Here is a 26,380-nt window from a genome sequence, read left to right as displayed (position 1 = left end):
GAAAAGCTATTGCTTATTTCTGCTCCAATAAAACAGAACCTTCGATAGCAACATCCTCCCAAGTTTTGCTGACACCATCGGAACCAGTGTGTAATATCTTGCAAGCTTCGTTCAAAGAAGCCAAGGCATCCAAAGCATTCCATTTCTTCAAGTCCACAATCCCCGAGAAATTTACATGGTTGTCATCGGTGATTTCATATTCCACGGGAAGTTCTGCAGATACACCGTTCATCCTCAGGTTCACGGAACACTTGTTGCTTTCATCAAAAGAGAAGGTTCCGTTTATGGATTGTGTTTCTATCATTTTATCAAAAAAGAACTCGATAATTTTGGGATCCCTAACATTGGTGGGGTCATTGGTGAAAAGGCTGCTTACAGGAATTGTAAATTCAAGCCCGTTCAATGTTTCTTCGGGTGTTTCGCCAGAGGTGTAAGTCAATTCAACTTCTTGAAAAGTTCCGCCAACGGGAACTTTATCTGTAGTTTTATAGGCAGTAAACCTAACAGTGGTGGAATCTTCTACAATACTATAGGCCTTGGCAACCGTTTCTTCTGTTTTTTCTTCTTCTTTTTTTGTTTGCTTGCAGCTAAAAACGGCTACCAGTAACAGGCTTAATGCGGCAATTTGAAATTTTTTCATCCCGGTTATTTTAAATTCAGGTCCAAGTTAGACAATATTTAAAGGGCGGTCAACAAAAAAAAGCTGCCCGGTTGGACAGCTTTTTGCATTGTTGTTATTTCAATATTATTGAATGATGCCGGTACAGGCAATTCTTGCTCCTGCGGCACCTGAAGGTTGCGATGTGTAATCATCCACACCTTGGTGAACGATTACCGCTTTCCCCAAAATATCTTTTTTCTCATCGCCGCAACCAATGCACCATTCGTCCGTAGAAAATTCTACGGTGGCGTTCCCATCGACATCAGCGGTAAAATTACCAATATCGCCTTTGTGGTAACCATCTTTCGAACCCCATTTTCCGTGTTCTTCAAAAGTTGGGTTCCAGTGTCCTCCGGTTGATTTTCCATCGGCAGACGAACAATCGGCCTTTTCGTGCAGGTGAATGGCATGCTCACCTTCGTCAAGTCCTAAAAAGGTAGCTCTCATGATCACTTCGCCTTGATCTTGGGTAAAAACGACTTCACCACTTACATTGCTATCGCTTTTTGGTTCCATTTCAAAAGTAATGACCTGTGGGTCGATTTTTTCTGCCACTTGTTCAACGGTTTCCTCAACTTCCTCCGTTGTTTCTTGGGCTTCTTTTTTTGCTTGCTTGCAGCTAAAGGCCGTTATAAATAGTAGCGCTAGGACTGTTATTTGTACTTTTTTCATTAAAATTATTGTTTTAAAGATTAGCCTATAAGTTAGGGATAATATGTACTGCTGTCAAACATTTTTAAGGTTTCTTCTTTTTGAAGAGTCCCCTCAAATCTGGATTGTAGAAAACTCCCAACTGTAATCGGTTATAAACGGCATTTGCAAACTGGTTTCTCAGGTACCCCAGCTGCACACTACTGTTCTCCGTAATGTGTATGCCAACAGCTCCGTATAGTCGGTTTTGACCGAATAAATCATCTTGGAGGTTAATAAAAAGCTCATCATAGAAATTCAAAAAAAAAGTATTTGTAAGGGGCAAGGTCATCTGAATACGGTAGCGTGCCCGATGCTGGGTTTCTGTAGTCTCGCCAAAATCCAAGAAACGTTGTTCTAACCTGTAACGGTGCTCAAATAGAAGTTCCCAAACTTTATTCTTTAGAATAAACTGCTCAAAAATCCGATGTTCTTTGGAGTTGACCTCGCCTTCGAGCTCAAAGTAGGTATTGTCGGTATCAATATAACCATAACCGGCCGTAGCTATGGCATTTGGATTTATATGATAATTGAGTCCGGTTCGCAGAAGCATTTGGTTAAAGTTGCTGGTGGTTTCGTAAAACCGGAACTGGGCCTCGGTATGAATACTGAAGCGTTCCGAAACTTTGTTGGTGCCAAAATACATATACCAGGCACCCATTTCATCCTCCCCGGGTTGTTGTGCATTTACAGTTAATAATCCAAATAAGATAAATAGGGTTGCTAATTTTTTGATCATATAATAGGTTTAAAAAAAATGAAATGCTAAAGATACCAAAATATGATACGTTGATCTTTAATTAGTGTAAAGGAATTGCGTTAGTTCAAAACGATGTTATTCAATTGCAGCACTCTTCAATAATTCTTGTAACTCACTTTTGGAAAATACTTGGGTTCCTTTGATTACTGTAAAGATCTTTTGACTGTTTTCAATATCATCCAAAGGGTTGGCTTCCAAAATAACCAAGTCTGATACTTTTCCTTTGGAAACAGTTCCATAATCATCGGTTTTATTTAAAAACTTGGCGCCGTTAAAGGCTGAGGTGCGAAGCGCATCCAATGGTGATACTCCGTTTTCCACCATTACCTGTAATTCTTTGTGCAAGGATATGCCGGGGTATGTGTAGGAGTTAAATGCACCACTATCCGACCCGGCCAATAGCTGAACACCGGCATCGTTAAGTGATTTAGTCAATTTACCAAAGAATGTATCAAGTTTTTTACGATTTTCCCTAGCTTCTTCTGATGAATTTAATGCTGACCGGATTCTACCTTGGTAGGTCTTGATTATTCCCTGGCCCATGTAGTTAAGGTATTTGTCCTTGGTATGGTCAACCTCATCCAAATAACTCAATGTTTTTCCAATATGAAGTGTTGGCACCACAAAAACATCGTATTCTTTTAATTTATTAAAAGTCGCTTGCGCGGTACCATCCGAATAAGCGTCCAAAAGAGCGGGCATGGCATTCCAAAAGCCCATTTCGCCATTGTTCATTTTTTTGGTAACTTCAAGTTCATTGCTGGCACTACCCTTCATTATGTAGTAGAGGTGTTCAATGCCATCCATTCCGGCATTAATGGTTTTATCCAGAGTAACAGTAAACGGCATGTGGCCCGATACGGTGAATCCCCTTTTTTTGGCTTCTTCGATGGCTTTTAAGTAGTTTTCAGGAGAAATCCTGCTGTCATAAATTTTTACAAAGTCTACGTTCAAGGCTTCAAGTGAATCCAAAGCCTGTACAACATCTTCTTCCGTTTCAACTTCCAAAGAGCCCGCCCAAGTGGCTTTTGGACCATCAATTTTAGGTCCTGCAGTAAAAATAGTGGGGCCGGTCAATTCTTCCGAAGCGATTTTGTTTTTCCATTCCATAACAGAATGGGTAAGGTCACCACCTGCATCACGGACCGTAGTAATGCCGTTGGCAATAAATAATTTTAAAAAATTCTTGTTGTTTGCAATCAAAGTGTCCCCGCCACGTAAATGGATGTGGTTGTCCCAAAAACCGGGCAGTAGATATTTTCCAGAGGCGTCGATGGTGGAATCAGCTTTAAAATTACTTGAGCCAACTGCTTCGACCGCTTCAATTATACCATTGGAAATAAAAATGTTCTGGTGTTCAACATTTCCGGTTTCCAGATGGATGACCTGTGCATTGGTGATTGCCAAACCGTAATGGTTGGTGGTCTCCTTTTTACAGCTTACAATAGCTAGTAGGAGTGATAAAAAAAGTAGTCGGGTCATTTAGGGTTGATTTTTGAAACCTTAAAGATACCCGATTTTTTATTCTTCACGCTTTTGGGTTTTTCCAGTTTTTGTGGTGACTTTTATCCAAATCCTAGTTTTGAACGAAACAAAACCGAGTTGGTTCTATTTATTATTGTTGATTCTTTCGGGAGAGGCCATCTTTATCCTTCCTTTTGTATTGCCGCGCGTTTTTAGACCCACTGTGTTGGATGTTTTGGAGTTGGACAATGTTCAGTTGGGGCTTTGCTTTTCGGTGTACGGTTTGGTGGCTATGGTTTCTTATGTGTTGGGCGGACCTTTGGCAGATAAATTCGCTCCCCGAAAATTGATAGCCATTGCTTTGTGGATGACCGCTTTGGGAGGTTTTTTGTTTGCCCAATATCCTGATTTTTGGGTGCTTCAAGTCCTGTATGGTTGGTGGGGTTTTACTACCATTTTCCTTTTTTGGGCACCCATGATCAAGGCCACAAGAATTTGGGGAGGAACCGATTCCCAAGGAAAAGCCTTTGGCTTTCTCGATGGTGGTCGAGGACTAACAGGTGCCTTGTTCAGTTTGATGGGCGTAGTGGTCTTTTCGTTTTTTTTATCGGAGTCTCCCGATCTTGCCGATCTTGATGACCGCAAAAAAGCGTTTACTTATGTTCTATATACAGCCTCCATCATTATTATTTTGGTAGGGGTTTTAGTGTGGTTTTTTATGAAAACCACAGAAAGTGATCAGAAAATCATTCTCGAACACATTGCTTGGAAAGATATAAAGCAAGTGCTTAAATTACCATCGGTTTGGTTGCTCATGGTAATTATACTGTGTGGTTACGTAGGTTACAAGATTACGGATATCATCTCTCAATATACCGAAGAAGTCATGTTGTACAATCAAGTGGATTCCGCCAAAGTGGGAACCCTGTTGCAATTTCTACGTCCTACCGCAGGCATTCTTTTTGGTTTGATAGCGGATAGATTGAAAATTACATGGCTCTTAGTGGTAAGCTTTGTTTTGGCATTGATTGGAGGATTGCTCTTTGCCAGTGGCGTGATAGCCCCAACAACCACACTCTTGTTTTTTATAGCGGTAGTTGTTATTGCGGCAGGTGTTTACGGCATACGGGCTCTGTATTTTGGAGTAATGCACGTTGGTAAAATACCATTGGCATTAACGGGAACCGCTGTCGGACTCATCTCTTTGATCGGCTATACCCCCGATGTCTTTGCGGGTCCGGCCTACGGTATGCTGCTGGATGCACACCCCGGAGAGGAATTGGGACACCAAAATGTATTCTGGATGTTGAGCGCTTTTGCATTTGTTGGGGGAGTAGCAGCATGGATTTATCACAAAAAGTACGGTAGGGACAAATAATGAAGACTATTTATGGAAGTGGTGCCTCAATTTGTAAAAAGGCATGATAAACCAATTGAAACAGAGTTATAATATCGTTGAATTACAACGAATCCGTTTATTTTTACAATTTGAGACAATAGAGGCCGGTTTTCACCAAAATAGTAATTATATTGCCACATAGTTAGCTATTAGCTAATTGCCAAAACTAAACTTTAAGATTTTACAACAATTATTAATGCACATGAAGAATTACATTTTAGGGGCGTTATGCCTACTTTTTGTTCTTGTTGGGTGTGAGAAAAAACGCCAAGGGCCGCCCAAGCTTTTGGTTTTTTCAAAAACAATGGCATTTAAACATGCTTCTATCCCATCAGGAATCGCGGCTCTTGAAAGATTGGGCCAAGAGAACAATTTTGTTGTTGACACTACAACAAACGGCCAATTATTTACCGACGAAAATTTGGCCAAGTATTCCGCAATCGTGTTTTTAAGTACAACAGGAAATGTACTCAATGCACGTGAAGAAGCAGCTTTTGAGCGTTACATTCAAGCAGGGGGAGGCTATGTGGGCATTCACGCAGCGGCCGATACCGAGTACGATTGGGGCTGGTACAACAAATTGGTCGGTGCTCAATTCTTGAGCCATCCGGCAGGAACACCAGAGGCGGATTTTATCATAAAAGATAAAAACCATCCATCTACAGAATTTTTAACAGATTCCGTATGGCACCGTAGCGATGAATTGTACAACTACAAAAATATTTACGATGGTATCAATGTTTTGATGACCGTGGACGAGTCCACCTACGAAGGTGGGGAAAACGGGGATTATCATCCAATGGCATGGTATCACGAATTTGATGGTGGCCGTGCGTTTTACACTGCAGCAGGACATACGGACGAAAGTTATACCGAGGAACTCTTTCTAAAACATGTTCTTGGAGGTATTAACTATGCCATCGGTAAAAACCTTGAATTGGATTATGCCAAGGCAACATCCCAAATACCACCCGAGACCGACCGCTTCAGTAAGGTAACATTGTCTACGGGGCAATTTTTTGAACCTACGGAAATGACCGTGCTACCAAACAATGATGTGTTGATTGCGCAGCGTAGGGGAGAAGTAATGCTGTATTCCGATGAGACCAAAGAAATCAGCCAAGTTGCCTTTTTGGATGTATACCATAAAACACTGGAAACACCAGGGGTAAATGCAGAACAAGGGCTGATGGGGCTTCAAAAAGACCCAAATTTTTCGGAAAATAATTGGATTTACCTGTATTATGCTCCATCAGGCGACAATTGGATAAATCGACTTTCGCGTTTTAAGTTTAAGGATGGGAATTTTGATATGGATTCCGAGCAAGTAATTCTTGAGTTGGACAGCCAACGTGAAATATGCTGCCATACAGGTGGTTCTATTGCTTTTGGACCAAATGGGAATCTATATCTATCAACAGGGGACAATTCAACACCTTTTGATGACAAAGAGGCCAAATATGTAAATAGTGGATATGCACCCTTGAACGATATACCGGGCAAGGAACAATTTGATGCTAGACGTACTTCTGCAAATACCAACGACCTTCGTGGTAAAATACTTAGAATTAAAGTCAACGAAGATGGAAGTTACGATATACCTGAAGGCAACCTTTTCCCTGTAGGTACAGAAAAAACACGACCAGAGATTTATACCATGGGACACCGTAACCCATACAGGATTTCGGTTGATTTAAAACGTGGATATTTGTATTGGGGCGATGTGGGACCTGATGCACGAGTTGACAGTCTCGAAACCCGTGGCCCAAGAGGATATGATGAAATGAACCAGGCTCGTGAACCCGGAAATTACGGTTGGCCCATGTTTATCGGAGATAATTTTGCCTATAGCAAGTATAATTATGAAACAGGGGAATCCGGAAGGTTTTTCGATCCGGAGAAACCAATCAACGATTCCAAGAACAATACAGGTTTAAGAGAGTTGCCTCCTGCCCAACCAGCATATGCATACTATCATTATGGAGAAAGCCAGGATTTCCCCCAAACAGGTTCGGGAGGAAGAAACGCTATGGCAGGACCTACGTATTGGTCAGACTTATACCCTAATGGTGGTGGATTGCCGGCCTATTACGATGGAAAAGTAATCATTTATGATTGGATGAGAGGTTGGATGATGGCCGTTCATCTTTTTGAAGATGGTTCTGTAAACAAAATGGAGCCTTTTGCACCAGACATCGAATTAAGCAATTTGATCGATATGGAAATGAGTCCCGATGGACGCGTTTACCTATTGGAATACGGAAGTGGTTGGTTCTCTGCAAACCCGGACAGTGGTTTGAGCTATATTGAATACAATGGAGGTAACCGAGCCCCTGTAATAGACAATTTTATAGTGGATACCGATTCCGGTTCACTGCCACTTACCGTTACAGCCACTGTTGAAGCCCACGATCGGGAAGGCGATAGCATGAGTTATGTTTGGGATTTGGGAGATGGAACTACCCAGGAGACCACGGAACCCACTTTAACGTATACGTACAAAGATGCAGGTTCCTATAAACTTAATGTGATAGCTAAAGATACAGCAGGCGAGGAAGTTTCGAGCCTTGACCAAACTATAGTTGCGGGTAATGAGCGACCTGTAGTGGATATTGAATTGGACCAGGCGAATTCATCATTTTATATACCAGGACAACCAATCGGATACAAGGTTTCGGTTTCGGATGCGGATAGCGAAGTTGATGAGGATAATGTTTATGTTTCGGTAGAATACCGTTCCGGTATGGATGAGGTGAACATGAATTTGGGCCACCAGCAAGTATCTGGTGCTGTAATGGGCAAAGCGTTAACCCAGAGTTTGGACTGCAAATCATGCCACAAGGAAAAAGAGGCGTCGATTGGACCAAACTATCTTGAAGTTTCGGAGAAGTACAAGGGCGACCGAGGTGCAACCAACTATTTAATGGCTAAAATTATTGGAGGTGGTTCCGGTGTCTGGGGCGAAGTGGTAATGCCAGCCCACCCTAATGTCACTCAAATGGAAGCTAGACAGATTACCCAGTATATTCAGTCCTTGACAGGTGGCGGCAATAAGCAACCATCACTCCCTTTAACCGGTACAGTAAAGCCAGAGGCAAAGGAGAAGGGAGAAGTATTTTTACTAACAGCCAGTTATACCGACCAAGGTACAGCGGAAGCGTTGCCATTAACAGGCTCAAAAACGGTTGTTTTGGCCAGTAATACCATGACTTTTCCAGAGGGCACGCCTACGGAGGGTATGCAGGCCATGGCCTTTGGTGGAATGCAGTTGCAACTTTTGAACGCTGCCGAAGGATGGTTGAAAATAGAAAACACAGATTTGACAGGTGTAAGTAGATTGATGGCCATTGTTGGATGGCAAGAGCCTCCAAGTATAGGTTATACCATGGAGTTAAGGGCTGGAGCTCCTGATGGCGAAGTCCTCGGAACAGGACAACTTAATCCTGATGGTCTCAGTGGCCAAGGAGGAGCTATTGTAATACCCATTGAAAAAACCGATGGAGTACAACCTGAGCTATACCTTACCTACAAAGCTGAAGGTGAAGGTGGAAGCCCTTTTGCACTAACACAGGTACAGTTTAATTAAACAACTGATGAGTCAAATAAAAAAGGCTCCGTAATATGCGGAGCCTTTTTGTTTTGTCAAAGTCTTTTGGATTAGATTTTTTTCGTTTCTATATAGGAATTTTCATCAAAAACAACCTTGCTTCCCTCTAGTTCCTCTGTTTGCCATTCAGCATTGGGGAATAACCACTTCTCAGAACCATTTACAAATATTCTGATGGGCATATCAAAATCTTTTACCACATCAACATATCTATAGGTAATAGAACCATCCTCAATTTTATATTCCAATTTTGGAATTAGGGTAGTACGCAAATATTGATCAAAAAAAGCGGATAAATCCTTACCAGATTTTTTACTTAAGTAGTTTTCAATCTGTTCCGTAGTCACTGTTTGGTGATAAAAATCCTTGTTGAGCCCCCTCAATATTTGACGCCATTTTTCATCATCATCCACCAATTGGCGCAGGGTATGCAATATGTTGGCACCTTTGTAGTACATATCTCCCGAACCTTCTTGATTTACTCCATAGGGGCCAATAATGGGTATGTCGTTTTGGATATTGGCACGAGTTCCGATAACATACTCGGCAGATGCATTTTTACCAAAATGATAGTCTAGGTACAGATTTTCGGAGTAGGCCGTAAATCCTTCGTGTACCCACATATCGGCAATATCTTTGTAGGTAATGTTGTTGGCGAACCATTCGTGCCCAGCCTCATGGATAATGATAAAATCAAATTGTAGCCCCCAACCGGTACCGGATAAATCCCGGCCCAGATATCCATTTTCGTATTTATTGCCATAGGTAACGGAACTTTGGTGTTCCATGCCCAAATAAGGCACTTCAACCAATTTAAAGCCATCTTCGTAAAAAGGGTAGGGGCCAAACCAATGTTCAAAAGCTCTGAGCATCATTGGGGTTTGGGCGAATTGTTTTTTGGCTTTTTCCAAGTTTTCGGGCAACACGTAGTAATCCAAATTCAACGTGCCTTTTTCTCCCTCATATTTTTCGCTGAAGTGTCTGTAATTTCCAATATTAACATTAACACCGTAGTTGTTTATGGGATTCTTTACCACCCAGTTGTAGGTTTTAAAATCACCTTTGTCGGCAACGCTCTCCAATTGTCCGTTGGATACATCCATAAGATCTTTGGGAACGGTGACACTAATGCGCATACTGTCCACCTCGTCGTACATGTGGTCCTTATTGGGCCACCATACACTGGCGCCCAAACCTTGGCACGATGTAGCAACGAAAGGGTTGCCATTGGCATCTTCCTTCCAAGAAAAACCACCGTCCCATGGAGCTCTTACCGCTTCTCTAGGATGCCCAGAGTATGCTATTTTTAGTTCGTTGAATTCACCAGGAACCTGTTTTTTCTTCAGTTTGATGAAATGAGCGTTTCCTACAGAAGTGTATTTTAATTTTTTACCGTCTTGTGTGATGGATTCAATTTTCATGGGCTCTTGTAGGTCAATTTGAAGTATTTTGGCATCTTCCAAAACCTTGTACCGAACAACGTTGTGCCCCGAAATAAACTTATCGGAGGGTTCCACCTTCACGTTGAGGTGATAGTAGTTCAAATCCCACCATTCCCTTTCTGGAGTTATACTGCCCCTTAAGGTGTCTTGTTTAGTAAAATTTTGCGCAGATGCAATACTCAACCCCAATAGGAAAACTAGAAAAAAATTTTGCTTCATAATTAATACTTGGTAAGTAGTTTAAAATCAGTTAAAAAAATGTTGTGCTGTGTCCAGGTAACAACCTGTCATTCCGCACCTGGTGCAGAATCCAATCTTATCCTATGAAATACTCTGGATTCCTGCTTCCCTTCAACTATGCTCAGGGGTCAGTAGAAATGACACATTCAAACCCTATCTAAAAACCTTGTTCGGGAAAACCACCGGGCTTTCGTGCCCATCCTTGCCAACTGCGGCCACTCCAAAGAAGTAATTATCAATAACTACGCCTTCCAAGGTATGTTCGCTAACATTACCAACAAATTTAAAACTGTCCCAAGTAGGTGAGGTGGTGTCCCTCCAATAGATTTTATAGCCAACGGCCCCATCCACCTTGCTCCATCTTAGTTTGGCGCTGGGTTCCACAATACCGCCAATTTCTACGGTTTCGGGAGCTGGCGGAGCCCACGCAATAGAAGCTAGGTTAATGGCATTGACCGCCGTGAGTTTTTTGGCATATTCAAAATTTACATGTTCCAATACATCACCATAGGCGATGCCATCTTCCACACGAATATCTTGATGCTGCTGTGTGTAATTTTCATGGGCTTCCATAATTCGAATACCTGCGTATCCCGCATCATTAAAAGGTCTGTGGTGGCCACCGCGCCCAAATCTGTCCAGTCGGTAAATCATCATGGGGTTCATTTCGGGCATATAGGTCTTTGTGGTTTTGTACACATATCTGGCCAATTGGCGGGAGATACCATCTACTTCGCCACCGTAAAAACGTCTTGCTCTCCGTTCTTGTTCGGTTTCGGTAGGCGGAACGGGTTCCGAGAAAATCCTGAAATCCCTATTGCTCACCACACCGTCCACACCAGTAATGTTCCCAATCATATCATTATTGAGGATACCCACAATATCCCAGCCTTTTTCCTTGGCATAAGCAGCTAAACCTTTTCCACCATACAGTCCTTGCTCTTCACCCGAAAGACCAACGTAAATGATGCTGCTTTCAAATTTATACTTGGAGAGCACTCGCGAAGCTTCAATGGTGCCCGCCATACCGCTGGCATTATCGTTGGCTCCAGGAGAATCGGAAGTGTAATTGGTTGGATCGCTTACGCGTGAATCAATATCACCGCTCATAATAATAAAGCGGTTCGGAAACTTGGTTCCACGCTGAATCGCTACTACGTTTACAACTTCAACATCTTTGACTATTCGGGCGTTATCACCTTCTTCAATCAGGTTTTTTTGATAAAACACTTCCAAACAATCTCCACAATTAGAAGAAATTTTGTCGAACTCCGACTTGATCCATCTTCTTGCGGCACCAATTCCTCGGGTTTGTGAAACGGTATCGCTCAAAGTGTGCCTTGTACCAAAATTAACAAGGGTGGTCACATCACTTTCAATACGATCTGCCGATACGGAATTGATGATGTCGTACATCCGGGTATCGGTTTGGGAAAAACCAATGGATGCAATGGTCAACAATAGGAGTGTAAGTACTTTTTTCATTTTTGTGAGGTTTAGTTAGTTTAAAATGCCATAAAAATTATTTGATGAATGTAACCTTGGCAATTTCGCCATTTTCCACTTCATAAATGGCAATGGCCTTTACAAGCATTCCATTGATGGTTAGGGATTCGTGGTCAATTACCTTGTTTCCGATTACGATTCTGTTTTGTATTTCACAATGCAAATCCGGGGTGTTCTCAAAAAAGGAACCGTACCGTTGTGCAAGTTTGGATTTACCTTTTAGATTGAGCGATTGTGGAAAATTATATAGTTCAATGGTATTGGCATAAGTATCGGTAAAAGCCTCGATATCCCTATTGTTGTATGCTTCCAATTGTTCCTGTACAATACTTTCGGCATCGGTCAAGGGCCCATCGGGGAAAACAAAGGTCATGGAAGCAATCAATCCATTTTCCACTTGATAGATGGCGACTTGGTGTCCGTCCCTGCCATCTACTTTGGTTTCTTCCTCATCTAATATGGTGTTTCCGAGGATGATACGGTTCACCACTTCTACGCTTGAGGATTTTACGTTTTCAAAGAAACGTTCGTAGTTGTCTCGCATTGTGCTATTGCCCTGATACATTTTCTCATTGGGAAATCGTTGCACCAGTACATTTTCTGAAAAACAGGCCACAAATCCATCTAAATCTCGGCTGTTAAAGGCCTTCACCTGCTTTTGAATGATTTTTGCGGGCGATTCCTCGGCCACAAATGCCAATCGTTTGCTGTTAGGGCTAATGGCAATACGACTGATGTTATTGATTTCTTCTTGCGGAAACTCAATGATGATTTCCCAGTCAGTATCTGAATCTAAAGTTTTTGTCAAAAGTTTTTTGCCTGCTCCGGTAATAATGGTGTTTTCATCCAACCAACAAATATCTTCTTCTTGGGCATAAGTGTTGGTTATTTTCTTTGATTCACCTGTCTTGGGGTCCAAAGACATTATTTCCCAAGTATTATTTCTCTTGCTTATAAAACTAATAAGGTCAGTACTCGGTATTTTATGCAACGACCGTCCTACGTTTTGGTGAACGGTTTTTTGTGTTCCTTTTTCAAGGTCCATAACTTTTAAATCCATTCTATTTTCCATCAAAACGGTAGCTACCAAAATGTGATCGTTAAACCAAACATGGTATCCAATCTTTAGATTTGTGATCGGGGTGGATTCGCTTGTTTCAAAGTCATACTCATACAAACGTTGCAGGCCATCTAAATCCAACCGAATTGCAGAAATGGCATTTTTGCCGGGGATGCGAAGGGGCGAATATTCGCTTCCAGCCGTGGTATAGGTCAACCAGGACGAAGTGCTGCCCTCATTCACATTAAATTGAAGAATGTCTGTTTGGTCTTGCCTTGTTGAAGCAAACAAAACAGAATCATCATCCCAAAAAGAGGGTTGGTTGTCGTAACCGGGATTGTTGGAAATATTTTTTGGATTGGACAGGGTTGGTTTTCCATTTTTCACCTTGAGATCAAAAAGATAGACCTCCGTATCGGTCTGCGCCCACCCTAGAGCGCTTACCAATAATGAGCAAATCAAAAAAAAACCTCGTGTCATTGTTTTGTAAAACGTTTTAAAAGTTGCCGTACCCTTTTGGTGTTTTCCACATGGTATTTGGCCTGTGTTTTTTTGAGTCCCACTTTTACGGTAATTGCCGAATCGGGCAGTTCTTGGAACATAAATTCATCCGTCCAGTCATCACCAATGGCAAATACAAAGTCATAATCATCTTCACTCAACATTCTCGTGGCGGCCCTACCTTTGTTTACATTGCTGCTTTTTACCTCCATGACCTTGTTTCCGTTCAAAACGCTAATATCGTCATTCCCGATTAAACTACGTAAAACAGTATTGAGTTCTGTTGCTCTTTTTGCACCAAAATCGGGATCGGTGTTTCTGTAATGCCAAGCTAGGGAATAATTTTTTTCTTCGATAAAGGAGCCGGGGGTCCTATCCACGAAAGATTCCAAAACAGGTCTTATTTTGCTCATCCATCCGCTTTTGACTTGTTCCAGCAACTTAAAGTCATCACCGTTTCTGGAAATCCACACCCCATGTTCTACGATCATATTATATTTTTTGGGCAAAAACCAACGGCCAAAGGTTTCCTTGTCCCTTCCGCTTATTAAAAATATAGTGGTGTTCTCTTGCTGGTGCAATTCATCCAACAGCTCATATAATTCTTCATCGGGGGAAGCTTGTTGTGGATCTTTATGAAATCCGGCTAGAGTTCCATCATAATCCAAGAACAGCAGGCGTTTTTTCGATGCTGTATAAGCTTTTTCAATGGACATGAGGATTTGTGGTGACATTTTTTCGGAAATAAAGGCTTGGCCCAAATCTCTGTTTTCCTTTAGGGCGTTCATGAACTCGTTGGCCCAGACCTCCACATTGTAGCGTTCCAATCTTTTTTGTAAAAAGGTGTTTCTGGACACTTGTTCTTCCATGGGCATGTTAAAGGCTCTTTTTAAGGTGTCCGCTTGTTGCTCAAAGTTATTGGGATTGATTAACAGGGCTTCGTTCATTTCGTAAGCGGAACCAGCCATTTCACTTAAAATAAGCACCCCGGATTTGTCCGTTCGAGTGGCGATATATTCCTTGGCGACCAAGTTCATTCCGTCTCGGAGCGGTGTAAGCCATGCAATGTCGCTTGAAGTATAAAGGTCGATTAAGTTTTCGAAAGGCAAGGAACGGTAAAAGTACCAGATCGGGGTCCAATTTATGGTGGACAACTCCCCATTGATCCTTCCGACCAGTTCATCAACTTCTCTTTTTAACAGCTGATATTGAGGTACGTTTGAACGAGATGGCACAGCTAGGATGATCAATCTCACCTTTTCTTTGTATTCTGGGTATTTCTGAAGGAAGTACTCAAAAGCATTGATACGTTTTGCAATGCCCTTGCTATAATCCAATCGGTCTATGGAAAGGATGAGCTTGGTATCTGGAGCCGAGGCTTTATGGTTGTCCAACCTAACTTGGAGGTCACTTCGTTCATCTTGGCTTTTGGATCCATGCGAGATTGCGGCATCCCTGAATTTTTTGTAATCAATTCCCATAGGGAAGGAGTCCACTTTAATGACCCGATTGTCCAAATAAATCTCGTTGAAACTTACATCCAATCCTATAAGCCTTCGTACTGAGCTTAGAAAGTGTCTTTCGTAATCGTAGGTATGGAAACCTATAAGGTCCGAGCCCAACAATCCTTCCAAAATTTCATCACGCCAAGGCAATGTTCGGAATATTTCAAAAGAGGGGAAGGGAATATGTAAAAAGAATCCGATTGTAGTATCGGGACGTTTTTCACGCACCATTTGTGGAACCAGCATCAATTGGTAATCATGGATCCAAATAGTGTCGTCCTCGTCCGAATTTTCTATAATGGCATCGGCAAATTTCTGGTTTACCTTTTTATAGGTGTCCCAATAATTCAGTTCAAACTCGGAATACTTCAAAAAATAATGGAACAGGGGCCAAATGGTTCTATTGCTAAAACCGTAGTAAAAGCCATCAATTTCATCGGAATTGAGCTTTACCTTGGCACAGCCATGTTCTTTTAAGGCTTTATCAATGTCATTTTCAAGTTCTTCGGGTGTGTCCTCGTCGGTTAACCCGGACCAACCTATCCAAAGACTTTCGCCACCGCTATGTACGGATTTCATCCCCGTAGCCAAACCCCCAACACTTGGTATTGCATTAATGGTTCCGTTGCTAATTTGTAACTGAACGGGTAATCGATTTGAGATTATGATAGTTTTGCCCATAAAAGGATGATTTTTGACGTATTTTAATTTTTTGTTTCTTTAAAATTCGGGAAATTCGAGCGCAAAACCAATTCATTCTAACCCTTTTGAGAATTTTTGACCTATGGACAACTTGAATTATGGAATTATAGGAAATTGCAGAAGTGCGGCATTAATTTCCAAAGAAGGCTCCATAGACTGGTGCTGTCTGCCGCAATTTGACTCTACGTCGATATTTGCAAAGTTGCTGGATGAGCAAAAAGGGGGCAGTTTTGAAATCCATCCAAAAGGGGATTATACCATTGAACAGGAATATTACAGAAACACCGCAATTTTGATTACGCGTTTTACGGAGGGCAATAATGTTTTTGAACTGCACGACTTTATGCCCCGACATCATAAAATGAACGGGAAGTACAAAGCACAGCCAGAGATTATCCGCTATGTAAAATATATTTCTGGTGCACCAAAGTTCATGGTAAAATATGACCCTAAATTGGAATATGGATTAGGTGCAACCAAACATTTTGTAAAAGAGGATTTTATTGCCAGCCTTACCCATAAGTTAAAATACGATACACTTTTCCTATATACATCTTTTGATAAGGAACGCGTTTTGGGTGGCGAGGAGATAAGTTTGGGGGAAGACGGATACTTTTTGATTCGTTACAACGAAAAAATATTGATGCCGACCACGGATAAAATGGGGCTGGAACTGGAACGCACCAAGGTATATTGGTTGGATTGGGTTGCAAAAACGCCGGACTACCAAAAATTCAAGGATGAAATTATACGAAGCGCCATAACCCTAAAAATGTTGACTTATGACAAGACTGGGGCGGTTTTGGCGGCAGCCACCACATCCTTGCCCGAAACCATTGGCGAGGTTAGGAATTGGGATTACCGTTTTTGCTGGATTCGTGATGCATCCATGGTAATTAAAGTTGTTTCTGAGCTTGGACATAAAAACTCGGCCAAGCGTTATCTTCAGTTTATTATTGATTTGATGCCCGACAAGGATGAGAAACTCCAGATTATGTACGGTATCAACAAGGAAAAAACTTTAACAGAGAAGACCTTGGATCATTTTGATGGATACAAAGGCTCCAAACCTGTCCGCGTTGGTAATGCGGCCTACAAGCAACGTCAAAATGATATTTATGGCATTTTGATGGATGTGATTTATGAGCAGTTAAAGAACTTTAGCAACGATATTGAGAATGTGGAGGAACTTTGGAGCATTACCAAAGGAATTGTTTGGATTGTTGGAAAACACTGGAAGGAACCGGACAAAGGTATCTGGGAATTCCGTGGGGAAGACAAACATTTTACCTTTTCCAAAGTGTTGTGTTGGGTAGCTTTGGACCGCGCTATAAAAGTGGCCCAAATGTTCGGTAAAACCCGAAAACTGGAACGCTGGACGGCCCTTGAGCAGGAAATTAAGGAAGATATCCATGAAAACGCCTGGAACAATGATATCAATGCCTTTGTGCAATGTTATGGGTCCCGCCATTTGGATGCGTCGGTACTTTTGATGGAGCCTTATGGTTTTATACATGCGCGCGACCCTAAATATGTAAATACGGTCAAAGCCATAGAAGATGGGCTTAGCAACGATGGTCTTTTGTACCGCTATAAAAATGAAGATGATTTTGGGCTTCCTTCCTCATCATTCACCATTTGTACATTTTGGTTTATCAATGCCTTGTTCAAAATAGGGGAAGAGGAAAAGGCTTTGGAACATTTTGAGCGATTATTGAGCTATAGTAACCATTTGGGACTCTTTAGCGAGGATATTGACTTTAAAACAAAAAGGTTGTTGGGTAATTTCCCACAAGCTTACTCACATTTAGCACTAATTGAATGTGCCATTAACTTTTCCAAAAAACAGAAAGACGAGCAAATATTGGAATCCATCAAGTAAAGTTTTTGCATAAAATAATTGTCGTTTTAAGCGCAGTCGAGAAGTCTTACAAAAGCCTGAGCCATAGATTGGTCTCGACTGCGCTCAACCTGACATAAGTGCTCCCGTTTGTGCGAGCGTCACGCTCGTATCTTCTTGCTAGTTGATTATTTTTCAAAGCGTAAATTTCAATTTGGTCTTGACTGCCTGTCCGTCTGGCAGGCGAGCGCTCGACCTGACACAGTGCATCAAATAGAAGTAGAAAACAAAAAAACGCCCCAATCGGGGCGTTTTCAAATCCAAGTGGGTTTTTATCCCAACACATATTTGAATTAGTCAAAGGTATACCCGTTGTCTGCAGCGACTTTATCAGCAATTTGCGTCCTAAGCTTCACTACATTGGGTTGATTTGTATACTTGGTAAAGCGTTTAAGCCCCATCAACATCATACGTTGTTCATCACCTTCGGCAAAGGAGACAATACCTTCCTTAGCTTTTTGTTGGATAATGTCAACGGCCCTGTACAAATACAATTTGGTCATGGCTATTTGTGTTGCTTGGGCTTCTTCACCAAAGCGTTTTGCATTTTTCTCCGTTCTTAGGATAGCTGATTCTGCCATATAAATTTGAATCAAGATATCGGAAGCGGCCATCAACAACATTTGATGTTTTTCCAAGTCGGGTCCGAATTTTTGAACGGCACTACCAGCAACCATCAAGAATACTTTTTTCAATCGAGACAGTAAGTCTTTTTCTTCTGATAGTAACTCAGAGTAATCAGGTGTTTCAAAAGATGGTATGCCCATCAATTCTTCACCAACGGCAGTAGCTGGACCTAAAAGGTCTACATGGCCTTTCATGGCTTTTTTAACCAACATGCCTACGGAGAGCATACGGTTAATTTCGTTCGTACCTTCATAAATTCTGGAAATACGGGCATCTCTCCACGCAGATTCCATTGGGGTATCGGCACTAAAGCCCATTCCTCCAAAAATTTGGATGCCTTCGTCCGTGGTATGCTGTACGTGCTCAGATACGGCCACTTTCAAAATGGAGCACTCAATCGCATATTCTTCAACACCTTTAAGCTCTGCTTCTTGATGTGAATTTCCATTGGCTTCGCGAATGGCGATTCTGTCCTCGATATTTTTTGCGGCACGGTAACAGGCAGCTTCGTCCACATAAGCATTGGTGGCCATATCTGCAATCTTGGCCTTAATAGCACCAAAGTTTATAATCGGAGTTTTAAACTGAACACGTTCGTTGGCATATTTTGTGGCTTCGTTGATTACACGGCGTTGGGCTTCCAAACATGCTGCAGCTAATTTTATTCTGCCCACATTTAGTGCGTTCATGGCAATCTTGAACCCATTGCCTCTTTCAGAAAGCATATTTTCAACGGGTACCTTGGTTTCGCTGAAGAATACTTGGCGGGTAGAGGAGGAGTGAATCCCCAATTTCTTTTCTTCATCACCTAAACTAATCCCATTCTTCGGGTCATTTTCAACAATGAAGCCTGTAATATTTTTATCATCTTCGATTCTGGCAAAAACAATGAACAGGTTACAGAAACCGGCATTGGAAATCCACATTTTCTGTCCTGTAATGCTGTAATATTTGCCATCATCGGATAGGACGGCCTTTGTTTTACCCGAGTTTGCATCGGAACCCGCTCCTGGCTCGGTCAAACAATAAGCTCCGAACCATTCGCCTGTAGCCAATCTGGGTACGTATTTCTGTTTTTGCTCTTCGGTTCCATATAATGTAATGGGCAAGGTTCCAATTCCAGTATGCGCTCCAAATGCTGTACTAAAAGATCCCGTGGCGCCTGAAATGTAATCACAGACCAGCATAGTGGAAACAAATCCCATGCCCATACCTCCATAGGCTTCGGGTACAGCAACACTTAGAAGACCGAGTTCTCCAGCTTTTTTCATGCACTCTTCGGTGTATGCGTAGTCTTTTTTCTCAAAGCGTTCCCAATGTGCCCAAAGCTCGCGGTCTACAAATTCTTTGGTGCTTTCGCGCATCATTTTTTGTTCTTCGTTGAGGTCTTCAAGGGTGAACACGTCCTCACATTTGGTCTCTTTGACCAAGAATTGACCTCCTCTCAGTATGTCTTTTTCTGTTGTTTCCATTTTTTTAATGATTAAAGAAGATAGAAAATAGAAGAGAGACTTATCTCAATCCATTTTGAAACCCCATGGTCATCTTTTGCCATTCTTCTATCTTGTCTTCAAGTTTGTTTAAATTTTCAGTGTTGATATAATTCCGATGTTTTGCTATTAAAAGTTGTGTGCCGAGTTCAAAAGAAGACCCCAAAGCAACATCAATAAAATATTTAAAAGATTTATCAGTTCTCGAAGATCCTTCTGCAATATTGCTTGGCATTGAAACCGAACATCTGCTTATTTGGGTACTTAAATCGTATCGCTCATGATTGGGAAAGTTGAGAAGCAAATCAGAAATGTCATTTGCTATTTCCAATCCGAGTGACCAAATCTTCAAATTTTTATAATTGTGTCTTTTCATCTGAAGCCCTCTCTTTTCTCTTATCTCTTTTCGAATATTAAGAAAGAAATTCAAATATCCCCGCGGCACCTTGCCCAGTACCTACGCACATGGTTACCATTCCGTATTTGCCTTTCATGTCCCGCTTTCTCATTTCATCAAAAAGTTGGACAGATAGTTTGGCCCCGGTACATCCCAGCGGGTGACCGAGTGCAATGGCGCCTCCGTTTACGTTTACAATGTCTTGGTTCAGCCCAAGTTCTCGAATAACGGCAAGCGATTGCGATGCAAAGGCTTCGTTTAACTCGATAAGGTCTATTTGATCCTGTTTCATTCCAGCTTGTTTCAATGCTTTTGGGATGGCTTTTACAGGGCCTATTCCCATAATTCTTGGTTCTACACCTGCAGCTGCGTAGTTGACCAATCGGGCAATGGGCTCAAGGTTCAATTCTTTTACCATTTCTTCGCTCATAACCATGACAAAGGCGGCTCCATCGCTCATTTGTGAGGAGTTACCTGCAGTTACGCTACCACCTTCAGCAAAAACTGGTCTCAACTTGTTTAGGGTTGGTATGTTGGTGCCTTTTCTTGGACCTTCATCCTTGTTTACGGTGTAATTTTTTGTTTCCTTTTTACCAGCTTCGTTCACAAAGGTGTGCTCTACTTCGATAGGAACAATTTGGTCCTGAAAACGGTCTTCTTCTTGCGCTTTTAACGCTTTCATGTGTGAATTGTAGGCAAACTCATCTTGGTCTTCGCGAGATACCTTGAACTGTTTGGCAACCGCTTCAGCAGTCAACCCCATTCCCCAATAGTAGTCTTCGTGCCCTTCTTTGGCAGTTGCGTAATCTGGTGTTGGTTTGTAGCCACCCATAGGGATGTAGCTCATGCTTTCCGCACCACCAGCGATGATACAATCCGCCATTCCCGATTGGATTTTGGCCGTAGCGATACCAATGGTTTCCAATCCGGATGCACAATACCGGTTCACGGTCACCCCTGGCACATCATCAATGTCCAGTCCCATTAGTGAGATGAGCCTAGCCATGTTCAAACCTTGTTCGGCTTCGGGCATGGCATTTCCCACAATAACGTCATCAATACGTTTTTTGTCCAATTGGGGAAGCTCTTTCATCATGTGTTCTATGGTTTCGGCAGCCAGTTCGTCCGGGCGCTTAAACCTAAACAGACCTTTTGGTGCTTTGCCCACGGCTGTTCTGTATGCTTTTACTATATATGCTTGTTTGTTCATAGTTTTATATATTATTTTGGAATCTAGAATCTAGATGATTGGAGTTTAGACTAATCGCTTAGATTATCAATAAACTTGCCTAACATTTTTTGAATTTGTAGTATTTTATTTTCTAATGCTTTGAAATCGTTTTTATCTAAATACCCTTCGTTAAATGAAACTATTAATTGTGTTTCCCATTCGAAGGCAGAACCAAGACTGTTTTCTAAAAACTTTTTAAAGTGTCTGTCAGTACTTTTGCTAGAACCTTCCGAAATATTTGAAGGTATGGATACAGCGCATCTGTTCATTTGACTTGCAAGATTGAATCGTTCAAAATCAGGGAAAGTTCTTGTTAGGTTATAACTATCTTTCACAAATTCAATACCATCTTGCCAAACCTTTAATTTTTTAAAATTATGTCTTGCCATTTGTCTAATTTCTAGATTCTAGTTGTCCGAAATCTAATTTCTTAGTGGTTTTCCTGTCTTCAACATGTGTTGGATACGTTCCAAAGTCTTTCTTTCGGTACAAAGGGATAGAAATGCTTCTCGTTCCAAGTCCAAAAGATATTGCTCGGTTACCATTGTTGCTTCAGAAAGGTCGCCACCGGCCATTACGTAAGCCAATTTGTCGGCAATCTTTTTGTCGTGCTCCGAAATGTAATGTCCAGCTTCCATGGAGTCCGTTCCTACCAAGAACATACCCAAGGCTTGTTTTCCAAGTACCTTGACATCTTTTCGTTTAACCGGTTTGGTATAGCCTGCATCGGCCATCAGTTTAGCATACGCTTTTGCTGTTGCAATCTGACGGTCTTTGTTGACCACAACTACATCTTTTCCTTTTTGAAGGATGCCCAAGTCATAGGCCTCATAAGCCGAAGTTGATACTTTGGCCATTCCGATGGTGAGGAAGTACTCTTGAAGTACATTGAGCTCCACATCGTTTTTTCTGAAGGTGTCGGAAGCACGTAGCGCCATTTCCTTGGAACCACCTCCACCGGGAATTACACCTACACCGAATTCCACCAAACCAATGTAGGTCTCTGCTGCGGCCACCACCTTATCCGCATGGAGCGAAAGTTCGCAACCACCGCCCAAACACATACCGTGAGGGGCAGAAACAGTCGGAATAGAGGAATATCGCATGCGCATCATGGTGTCCTGGAACATTTTGATGGCCATGTTCAGCTCATCATATTCTTGTTCCACAGCCATCATGAAAATCATTCCGATATTGGCACCAACAGAGAAGTTGGCAGCTTGGTTACCAACCACCAATCCTGCAAAATCTTTTTCTGCTAGATCTACGGCTTTGTTCAAACCAGCAAGTACATCGCCACCGATGGTATTCATTTTGGATTGGAATTCGCAGTTCAGGATTCCATCGCCCAAATCTTCGATAACAACACCACTGTTTTTAAAGACCTCTTTGGTTTTTCTGATATTGTCCAAAATGATGAATGCATCCTGGCCCGGAACTTTTTCCATGGTTCCTGCCTTGCCGGCAGGCAGGTTTTTTGGGATGTCGTAGAAGTAGGTGTTCCCTTCTTTAACGGTGTAGAAGGAATCAATTCCGGCTTCTTTCATTTCGGACACCCATGAAGCAGCCTCCAAACCTTCAGCCTTAATGAATTCAAGTCCTTTTTCGAGCCCAACGGCATCCCAAATTTGGAATGGGCCGTGTTCCCAGCCGAAGCCAGCCTTCATGGCGTCATCTATCTTGTATAACTCATCCGTAATTTCAGGAATACGATGGGTAACGTAGGCAAAAAGTGCTCCAAAGCTCTTTCGGTAGAATTCACCTGCTTTGTCCTTGCCATCTACCAAAACGGGAAAACGGTCAATGACCTTATCAATGGTCTTGGTAAGTTCCAAAGTGGCAAATTTTGCACTCTTTTTGGAGCGGTAATCCATGGTGTCCAAATCCAAGGTCAAGATTTCGCTCTTGCCATCGTCCCCTTTAACTTTTTTATAGAAACCTTGTCCGGTTTTACTTCCCAACCATTTGTTGTCCATCATGGATTGGATAAAATCCGGCAACTGGAACAATTCGTGGCGCTCATCGTCCTTGCAGTTTTCACTGATTCCGTTGGCCACGTGCACCAAGGTGTCCAGTCCTACTACATCTACGGTGCGGAAGGTGGCGGATTTCGGTCGTCCGATCACTGGTCCAGTGAGTTTGTCGACTTCCTCAACCGTCATGCCCATTTCTTTTACGGCATGGAACAAACTCTGAATACTAAAGATTCCGATTCTGTTACCGATAAATGCGGGTGTGTCCTTAGCAACGACTGATGTTTTCCCCAAGAATTGTTCACCATAGCCATTAAGGAAGTCCAAAACATCCTGTGAAGTTTTAGGTCCAGGAATGATTTCGAAAAGTTTTAAGTAACGTGCTGGGTTGAAAAAGTGCGTGCCACAGAAATGCTTCTGGAAATCATCGCTTCTTCCTTCGCTCATAAATCGGATAGGGATTCCAGAAGTGTTCGAAGTGATCAAAGTACCAGGTGTGCGGTGTTTATCTAAGTTTTCAAATACCTGTTTTTTGATGTCCAAGCGTTCCACGACCACTTCAATGATCCAATCCACATCGGCCACTTTGGAAATATCGTCTTCCATGTTTCCTGTGGTAATACGATCTGCAAATTTTTTGTGGTAAATAGGGGAGGGTTTGGATTTGAGGGCAGTGGCCAATGAATCGTTCACTAAACGATTGCGGACCGCTTTATCTTCTAAGGTAAGTCCTTGGGCCTTTTCCTTGTCGGTAAGTTCGCGGGGAACAATGTCCAACAATAGGACCTCGACCCCAATATTCGCAAAATGGCATGCAATGCCACTTCCCATTATTCCGGAACCGATTACGGCAACTTTGTTTATATGCCTTTTCATGTGCGAGTTTTGTAATTTAATTATTAGTTGTTTTTGTATAGATTTTCTTGTCAGTTATCAGCTTGTTGATGGTTTCAATAACTCTAAAAAAGCCCACCAAATCCTCTTGAGAGGTGTGCTCTTTGACCACTTCGTTGAAACGCAATACCACTTCTTTGGATTCTCCCCGTTTTTCCAAACCCAGCGGTGTGAGATAAATCAGAACCCCACGTCCGTCTTTAGGGTTACGTTTACGTTGTATGTATCCTTTTTGTTCAATATTTTTTAAGATCCTGGACAAACTAGTTGCTTCCATCCCCATTTTGGGTCCCAATGTGGTACTCGGAGTACCTCCTTTTGGGTCAATGCTCAATAAGGTAAATCCAATGGCCATTGTAAGCCCATAGTTTTTAGCTTCCTCATTGTACATTTTGCTAACGGCCTGCCAGGTGGCCCTAAGGGCATGATCAATGGTCAAATCTTTCATAGAACTGGTTTGGTGTTCTCAAATATATGAAAAATTTATTATGCATGCATAATAAATTTAGGTTAAGTATTGATGTTTTTTTATCAAAAATTGAGAAGAATACTTCATACATCAATTCAAATGGGGCATCGGTCAGATCGTAGTTAAAATAACAGCATGAATATTGGATATTGTGAAAATACGATTCACTTAAACATTAACTATGAATATCAAAAATCTATTATGTACGATTATTTCGCTGGCGTTGCTATGGTCCTGTGGTAAGGATGATGGCACAACCCCTGCAACAGAAAAAAACAATGCTCCAAAAATTGAGGCGCAGAGCTTTACGGTTGCTGAAGATATTTCTGATTCGGAAAAAATCGGAGTTGTTACTGCCACAGATAAAGATGAGGATACTCTTATTTTTAGTATTGCACAAAATGGTGATAATGATTTATTTGAAATTACGGAATCGGGAGTAATAAGTCTTGCTCCTGGCAAAGAGTTGAACTATGAAGTATCTACCGAACATACTATTCTTGTATCAGTATCCGACGGTAAACAGGTTAGAAATGGTTTAATGACAATTACTGTTACCAACGTTTTCGACAGTATGGTTGAAGACCCCGAATCCTTTATTACCAAATGGGAAATATCGAGCAGTAATTTTGAGTTAACCATTGGTACGGGCACATCAATGGAACTTGAATATGATTATATAATTGATTGGGGAGATGGCTCTCCTGTTGAAGAGCTGACGTCAAGAAACCCAACCCACATTTATACAAATGCAGGAACCTATTATGTTTCCATTCAAGGAGATTTCCCCCATATTTTGATGCGGGATCAACCTATTCATATTAGGAGAACCTTAAAAGGCTTAGAACAGTGGGGCAATATAGTTTGGCAAAGTTTTACTAGTGCTTTTGCATTGTGTCATTATATGGAGTATAATGCTACTGATATACCAAACCTAGAAAATGTTGAAAGTATGGTTGATGCATTTTTATATGCTAACAAGTTTAATGGAGATTTAAGTGATTGGGACGTAAGTAATGTGACTAATCTGCATGGAATGTTTGATAACGCATATAACTTCAGTAGTGATTTAAGTAATTGGGACGTAAGTAATGTGAAAAGTATGGCAAGAATGTTTTCCGAGGTCCATACATTTAATAGTGATTTAAGTGAATGGGATGTAAGTAATGTTACAAGAATGGATGGTATGTTCCATGGTGCAAATGAATTTAATGGTGATTTAAGCGATTGGGATGTAAGTAATGTAACAAGAATGGAAAGAATGTTTTCTGAGGCCACTTCTTTCAATGGAGATATTGGTTTGTGGGAAACCAGCAATGTCACAAATATGAAAGAAATGTTCAGAGCAGCAGAATCATTCAATTCGGATATTGGTGACTGGGATGTGGCGAATGTTAGATATATGTCAGAAATGTTTTTAAATGCACAGTCTTTTAACCAAAACATTGGGGCTTGGGATATTGCAGGTGTTGAAGATATGACTGGAATGTTTAATGATTCAGGGATGTCTCCAGAGAGCTTTTCAGATACAATGATAGGTTGGGCCAGCAATCCAAACCTTGAACCGTACATTCCTGTGGGTGTTGAAGGAATGAGTCTTTGCAGCGATAATCAAGAAGCATTGGACGCAATGGTCTTTAAACTCAATATTGAATTGGAATGGGCATTCTCTAGTCCGCCGGATATGGTTGATTGCTCTGGCAATTGATATAAAAGGACTATCTCATAAAGTGTGTAAATAGAAAATTAGCGGGGGCATGCCCCCGCTAATTTTTTGTCTAATTTTAAATATTTGCACATTATGAAGAAAGAAGAATTGTTCAACGACGATTTCCTGAAGCAGTTCAAATCGGGAGACGAGC

At 41.6% G+C, this 26,380-nt stretch carries 18 protein-coding genes; 4 read left to right on the top strand and 14 right to left on the bottom strand.

Annotated features, from left to right (window positions below; all coding sequences use genetic code 11):
* Nucleotides 1-13 precede the first annotated feature (13 nt).
* The 4 genes from GO009_RS07925 to GO009_RS07910 all read right to left on the bottom strand — a co-directional run bounded on the left by GO009_RS07925 (nt 14) and on the right by GO009_RS07910 (nt 3,593).
* The gene (locus GO009_RS07925) at nt 14-640 is read right to left on the bottom strand and encodes a YceI family protein (protein WP_163625677.1); all 627 of its coding nucleotides are present in this window, start codon (nt 638-640) and stop codon (nt 14-16) included.
* Nucleotides 641-745: 105 nt separating this feature from the next.
* Nucleotides 746-1,333: a superoxide dismutase family protein gene (locus GO009_RS07920; protein WP_163625676.1), complete on the bottom strand. Its 588-nt coding sequence runs from the start codon at nt 1,331-1,333 to the stop codon at nt 746-748.
* 64 nt (nt 1,334-1,397) lie between these two features.
* A complete protein-coding gene (locus GO009_RS07915; RefSeq protein ID WP_163625675.1) occupies nt 1,398-2,090 on the bottom strand; it encodes a DUF2490 domain-containing protein in 693 nt (230 codons plus the stop codon).
* Nucleotides 2,091-2,186: 96 nt separating this feature from the next.
* Complete coding sequence (locus GO009_RS07910) at nt 2,187-3,593, bottom strand: amidohydrolase family protein (protein WP_163625674.1); 1,407 nt, start codon at nt 3,591-3,593, stop codon at nt 2,187-2,189.
* 100 nt (nt 3,594-3,693) lie between these two features.
* Here GO009_RS07910 and GO009_RS07905 point away from each other — a divergent pair, with 100 nt between their 5' ends.
* Nucleotides 3,694-4,953, top strand: coding sequence for a nitrate/nitrite transporter (locus GO009_RS07905; protein ID WP_163625673.1), 1,260 nt, complete (start codon nt 3,694-3,696; stop codon nt 4,951-4,953).
* Between the two features lie 217 nt (nt 4,954-5,170).
* Nucleotides 5,171-8,560, top strand: coding sequence for a ThuA domain-containing protein (locus GO009_RS07900; RefSeq protein WP_306770397.1), 3,390 nt, complete (start codon nt 5,171-5,173; stop codon nt 8,558-8,560).
* A gap of 71 nt (nt 8,561-8,631) precedes the next feature.
* On the opposite strand, the gene GO009_RS07895 is transcribed toward GO009_RS07900, so the two are convergent.
* The 4 genes from GO009_RS07895 to GO009_RS07880 form a co-directional block, all read right to left on the bottom strand.
* Nucleotides 8,632-10,242 (bottom strand): M1 family metallopeptidase, encoded by a 1,611-nt coding sequence (locus GO009_RS07895; protein ID WP_163625671.1) that lies wholly within the window; start codon nt 10,240-10,242, stop codon nt 8,632-8,634.
* 174 nt (nt 10,243-10,416) lie between these two features.
* A complete protein-coding gene (locus GO009_RS07890; RefSeq protein WP_163625670.1) occupies nt 10,417-11,748 on the bottom strand; it encodes a M28 family peptidase in 1,332 nt (443 codons plus the stop codon).
* A gap of 37 nt (nt 11,749-11,785) precedes the next feature.
* On the bottom strand, nt 11,786-13,309 hold the full coding sequence (locus GO009_RS07885; protein WP_163625669.1) for a nuclear transport factor 2 family protein: 1,524 nt from the start codon (nt 13,307-13,309) through the stop codon (nt 11,786-11,788).
* Nucleotides 13,306-15,516, bottom strand: coding sequence for a bifunctional alpha,alpha-trehalose-phosphate synthase (UDP-forming)/trehalose-phosphatase (locus GO009_RS07880; protein ID WP_163625668.1), 2,211 nt, complete (start codon nt 15,514-15,516; stop codon nt 13,306-13,308). Before GO009_RS07880 ends, GO009_RS07885 begins: the two co-directional genes overlap by 4 nt.
* 103 nt (nt 15,517-15,619) lie before the next feature.
* Here GO009_RS07880 and GO009_RS07875 point away from each other — a divergent pair, with 103 nt between their 5' ends.
* Entirely contained in the window at nt 15,620-17,419 is a 1,800-nt protein-coding gene (locus GO009_RS07875; RefSeq protein WP_163625667.1) for a glycoside hydrolase family 15 protein, read from the top strand.
* Between the two features lie 311 nt (nt 17,420-17,730).
* On the opposite strand, the gene GO009_RS07870 is transcribed toward GO009_RS07875, so the two are convergent.
* Genes GO009_RS07870 through GO009_RS07845 form a run of 6 tightly spaced genes read right to left on the bottom strand, consistent with a single transcriptional unit; the run spans nt 17,731 to nt 24,497 of the window.
* The gene (locus tag GO009_RS07870) at nt 17,731-19,536 is read right to left on the bottom strand and encodes an acyl-CoA dehydrogenase family protein (RefSeq protein WP_163625666.1); all 1,806 of its coding nucleotides are present in this window, start codon (nt 19,534-19,536) and stop codon (nt 17,731-17,733) included.
* Between the two features lie 40 nt (nt 19,537-19,576).
* The gene (locus GO009_RS07865; protein ID WP_163625665.1) at nt 19,577-19,930 is read right to left on the bottom strand and encodes a four helix bundle protein; all 354 of its coding nucleotides are present in this window, start codon (nt 19,928-19,930) and stop codon (nt 19,577-19,579) included.
* A 37-nt stretch (nt 19,931-19,967) separates the two neighbouring features.
* Nucleotides 19,968-21,161, bottom strand: a complete 1,194-nt coding sequence (locus tag GO009_RS07860; protein ID WP_163625664.1) for an acetyl-CoA C-acyltransferase — start codon at nt 21,159-21,161, stop codon at nt 19,968-19,970.
* Between the two features lie 50 nt (nt 21,162-21,211).
* Nucleotides 21,212-21,571 (bottom strand): four helix bundle protein, encoded by a 360-nt coding sequence (locus GO009_RS07855; protein ID WP_163625663.1) that lies wholly within the window; start codon nt 21,569-21,571, stop codon nt 21,212-21,214.
* A gap of 33 nt (nt 21,572-21,604) precedes the next feature.
* Nucleotides 21,605-24,031 (bottom strand): 3-hydroxyacyl-CoA dehydrogenase/enoyl-CoA hydratase family protein, encoded by a 2,427-nt coding sequence (locus GO009_RS07850; protein WP_163625662.1) that lies wholly within the window; start codon nt 24,029-24,031, stop codon nt 21,605-21,607.
* A gap of 16 nt (nt 24,032-24,047) precedes the next feature.
* Nucleotides 24,048-24,497 carry a MarR family winged helix-turn-helix transcriptional regulator gene (locus tag GO009_RS07845; protein WP_163625661.1) on the bottom strand — a complete coding sequence of 150 codons (450 nt, stop codon included), beginning with the start codon at nt 24,495-24,497 and terminating at the stop codon, nt 24,048-24,050.
* Between the two features lie 202 nt (nt 24,498-24,699).
* Here GO009_RS07845 and GO009_RS07840 point away from each other — a divergent pair, with 202 nt between their 5' ends.
* Complete coding sequence (locus GO009_RS07840; RefSeq protein WP_163625660.1) at nt 24,700-26,226, top strand: BspA family leucine-rich repeat surface protein; 1,527 nt, start codon at nt 24,700-24,702, stop codon at nt 26,224-26,226.
* Nucleotides 26,227-26,380: the final 154 nt, after the last annotated feature.

Origin of the sequence: Allomuricauda sp. TY007, from assembly GCF_010468565.1 — a bacterium.
In the GTDB taxonomy this organism is placed as follows: domain Bacteria; phylum Bacteroidota; class Bacteroidia; order Flavobacteriales; family Flavobacteriaceae; genus Flagellimonas.
Note: the sequence above shows the minus strand (reverse complement) of the source record. Positions and strands in the feature narration are given on the sequence as shown.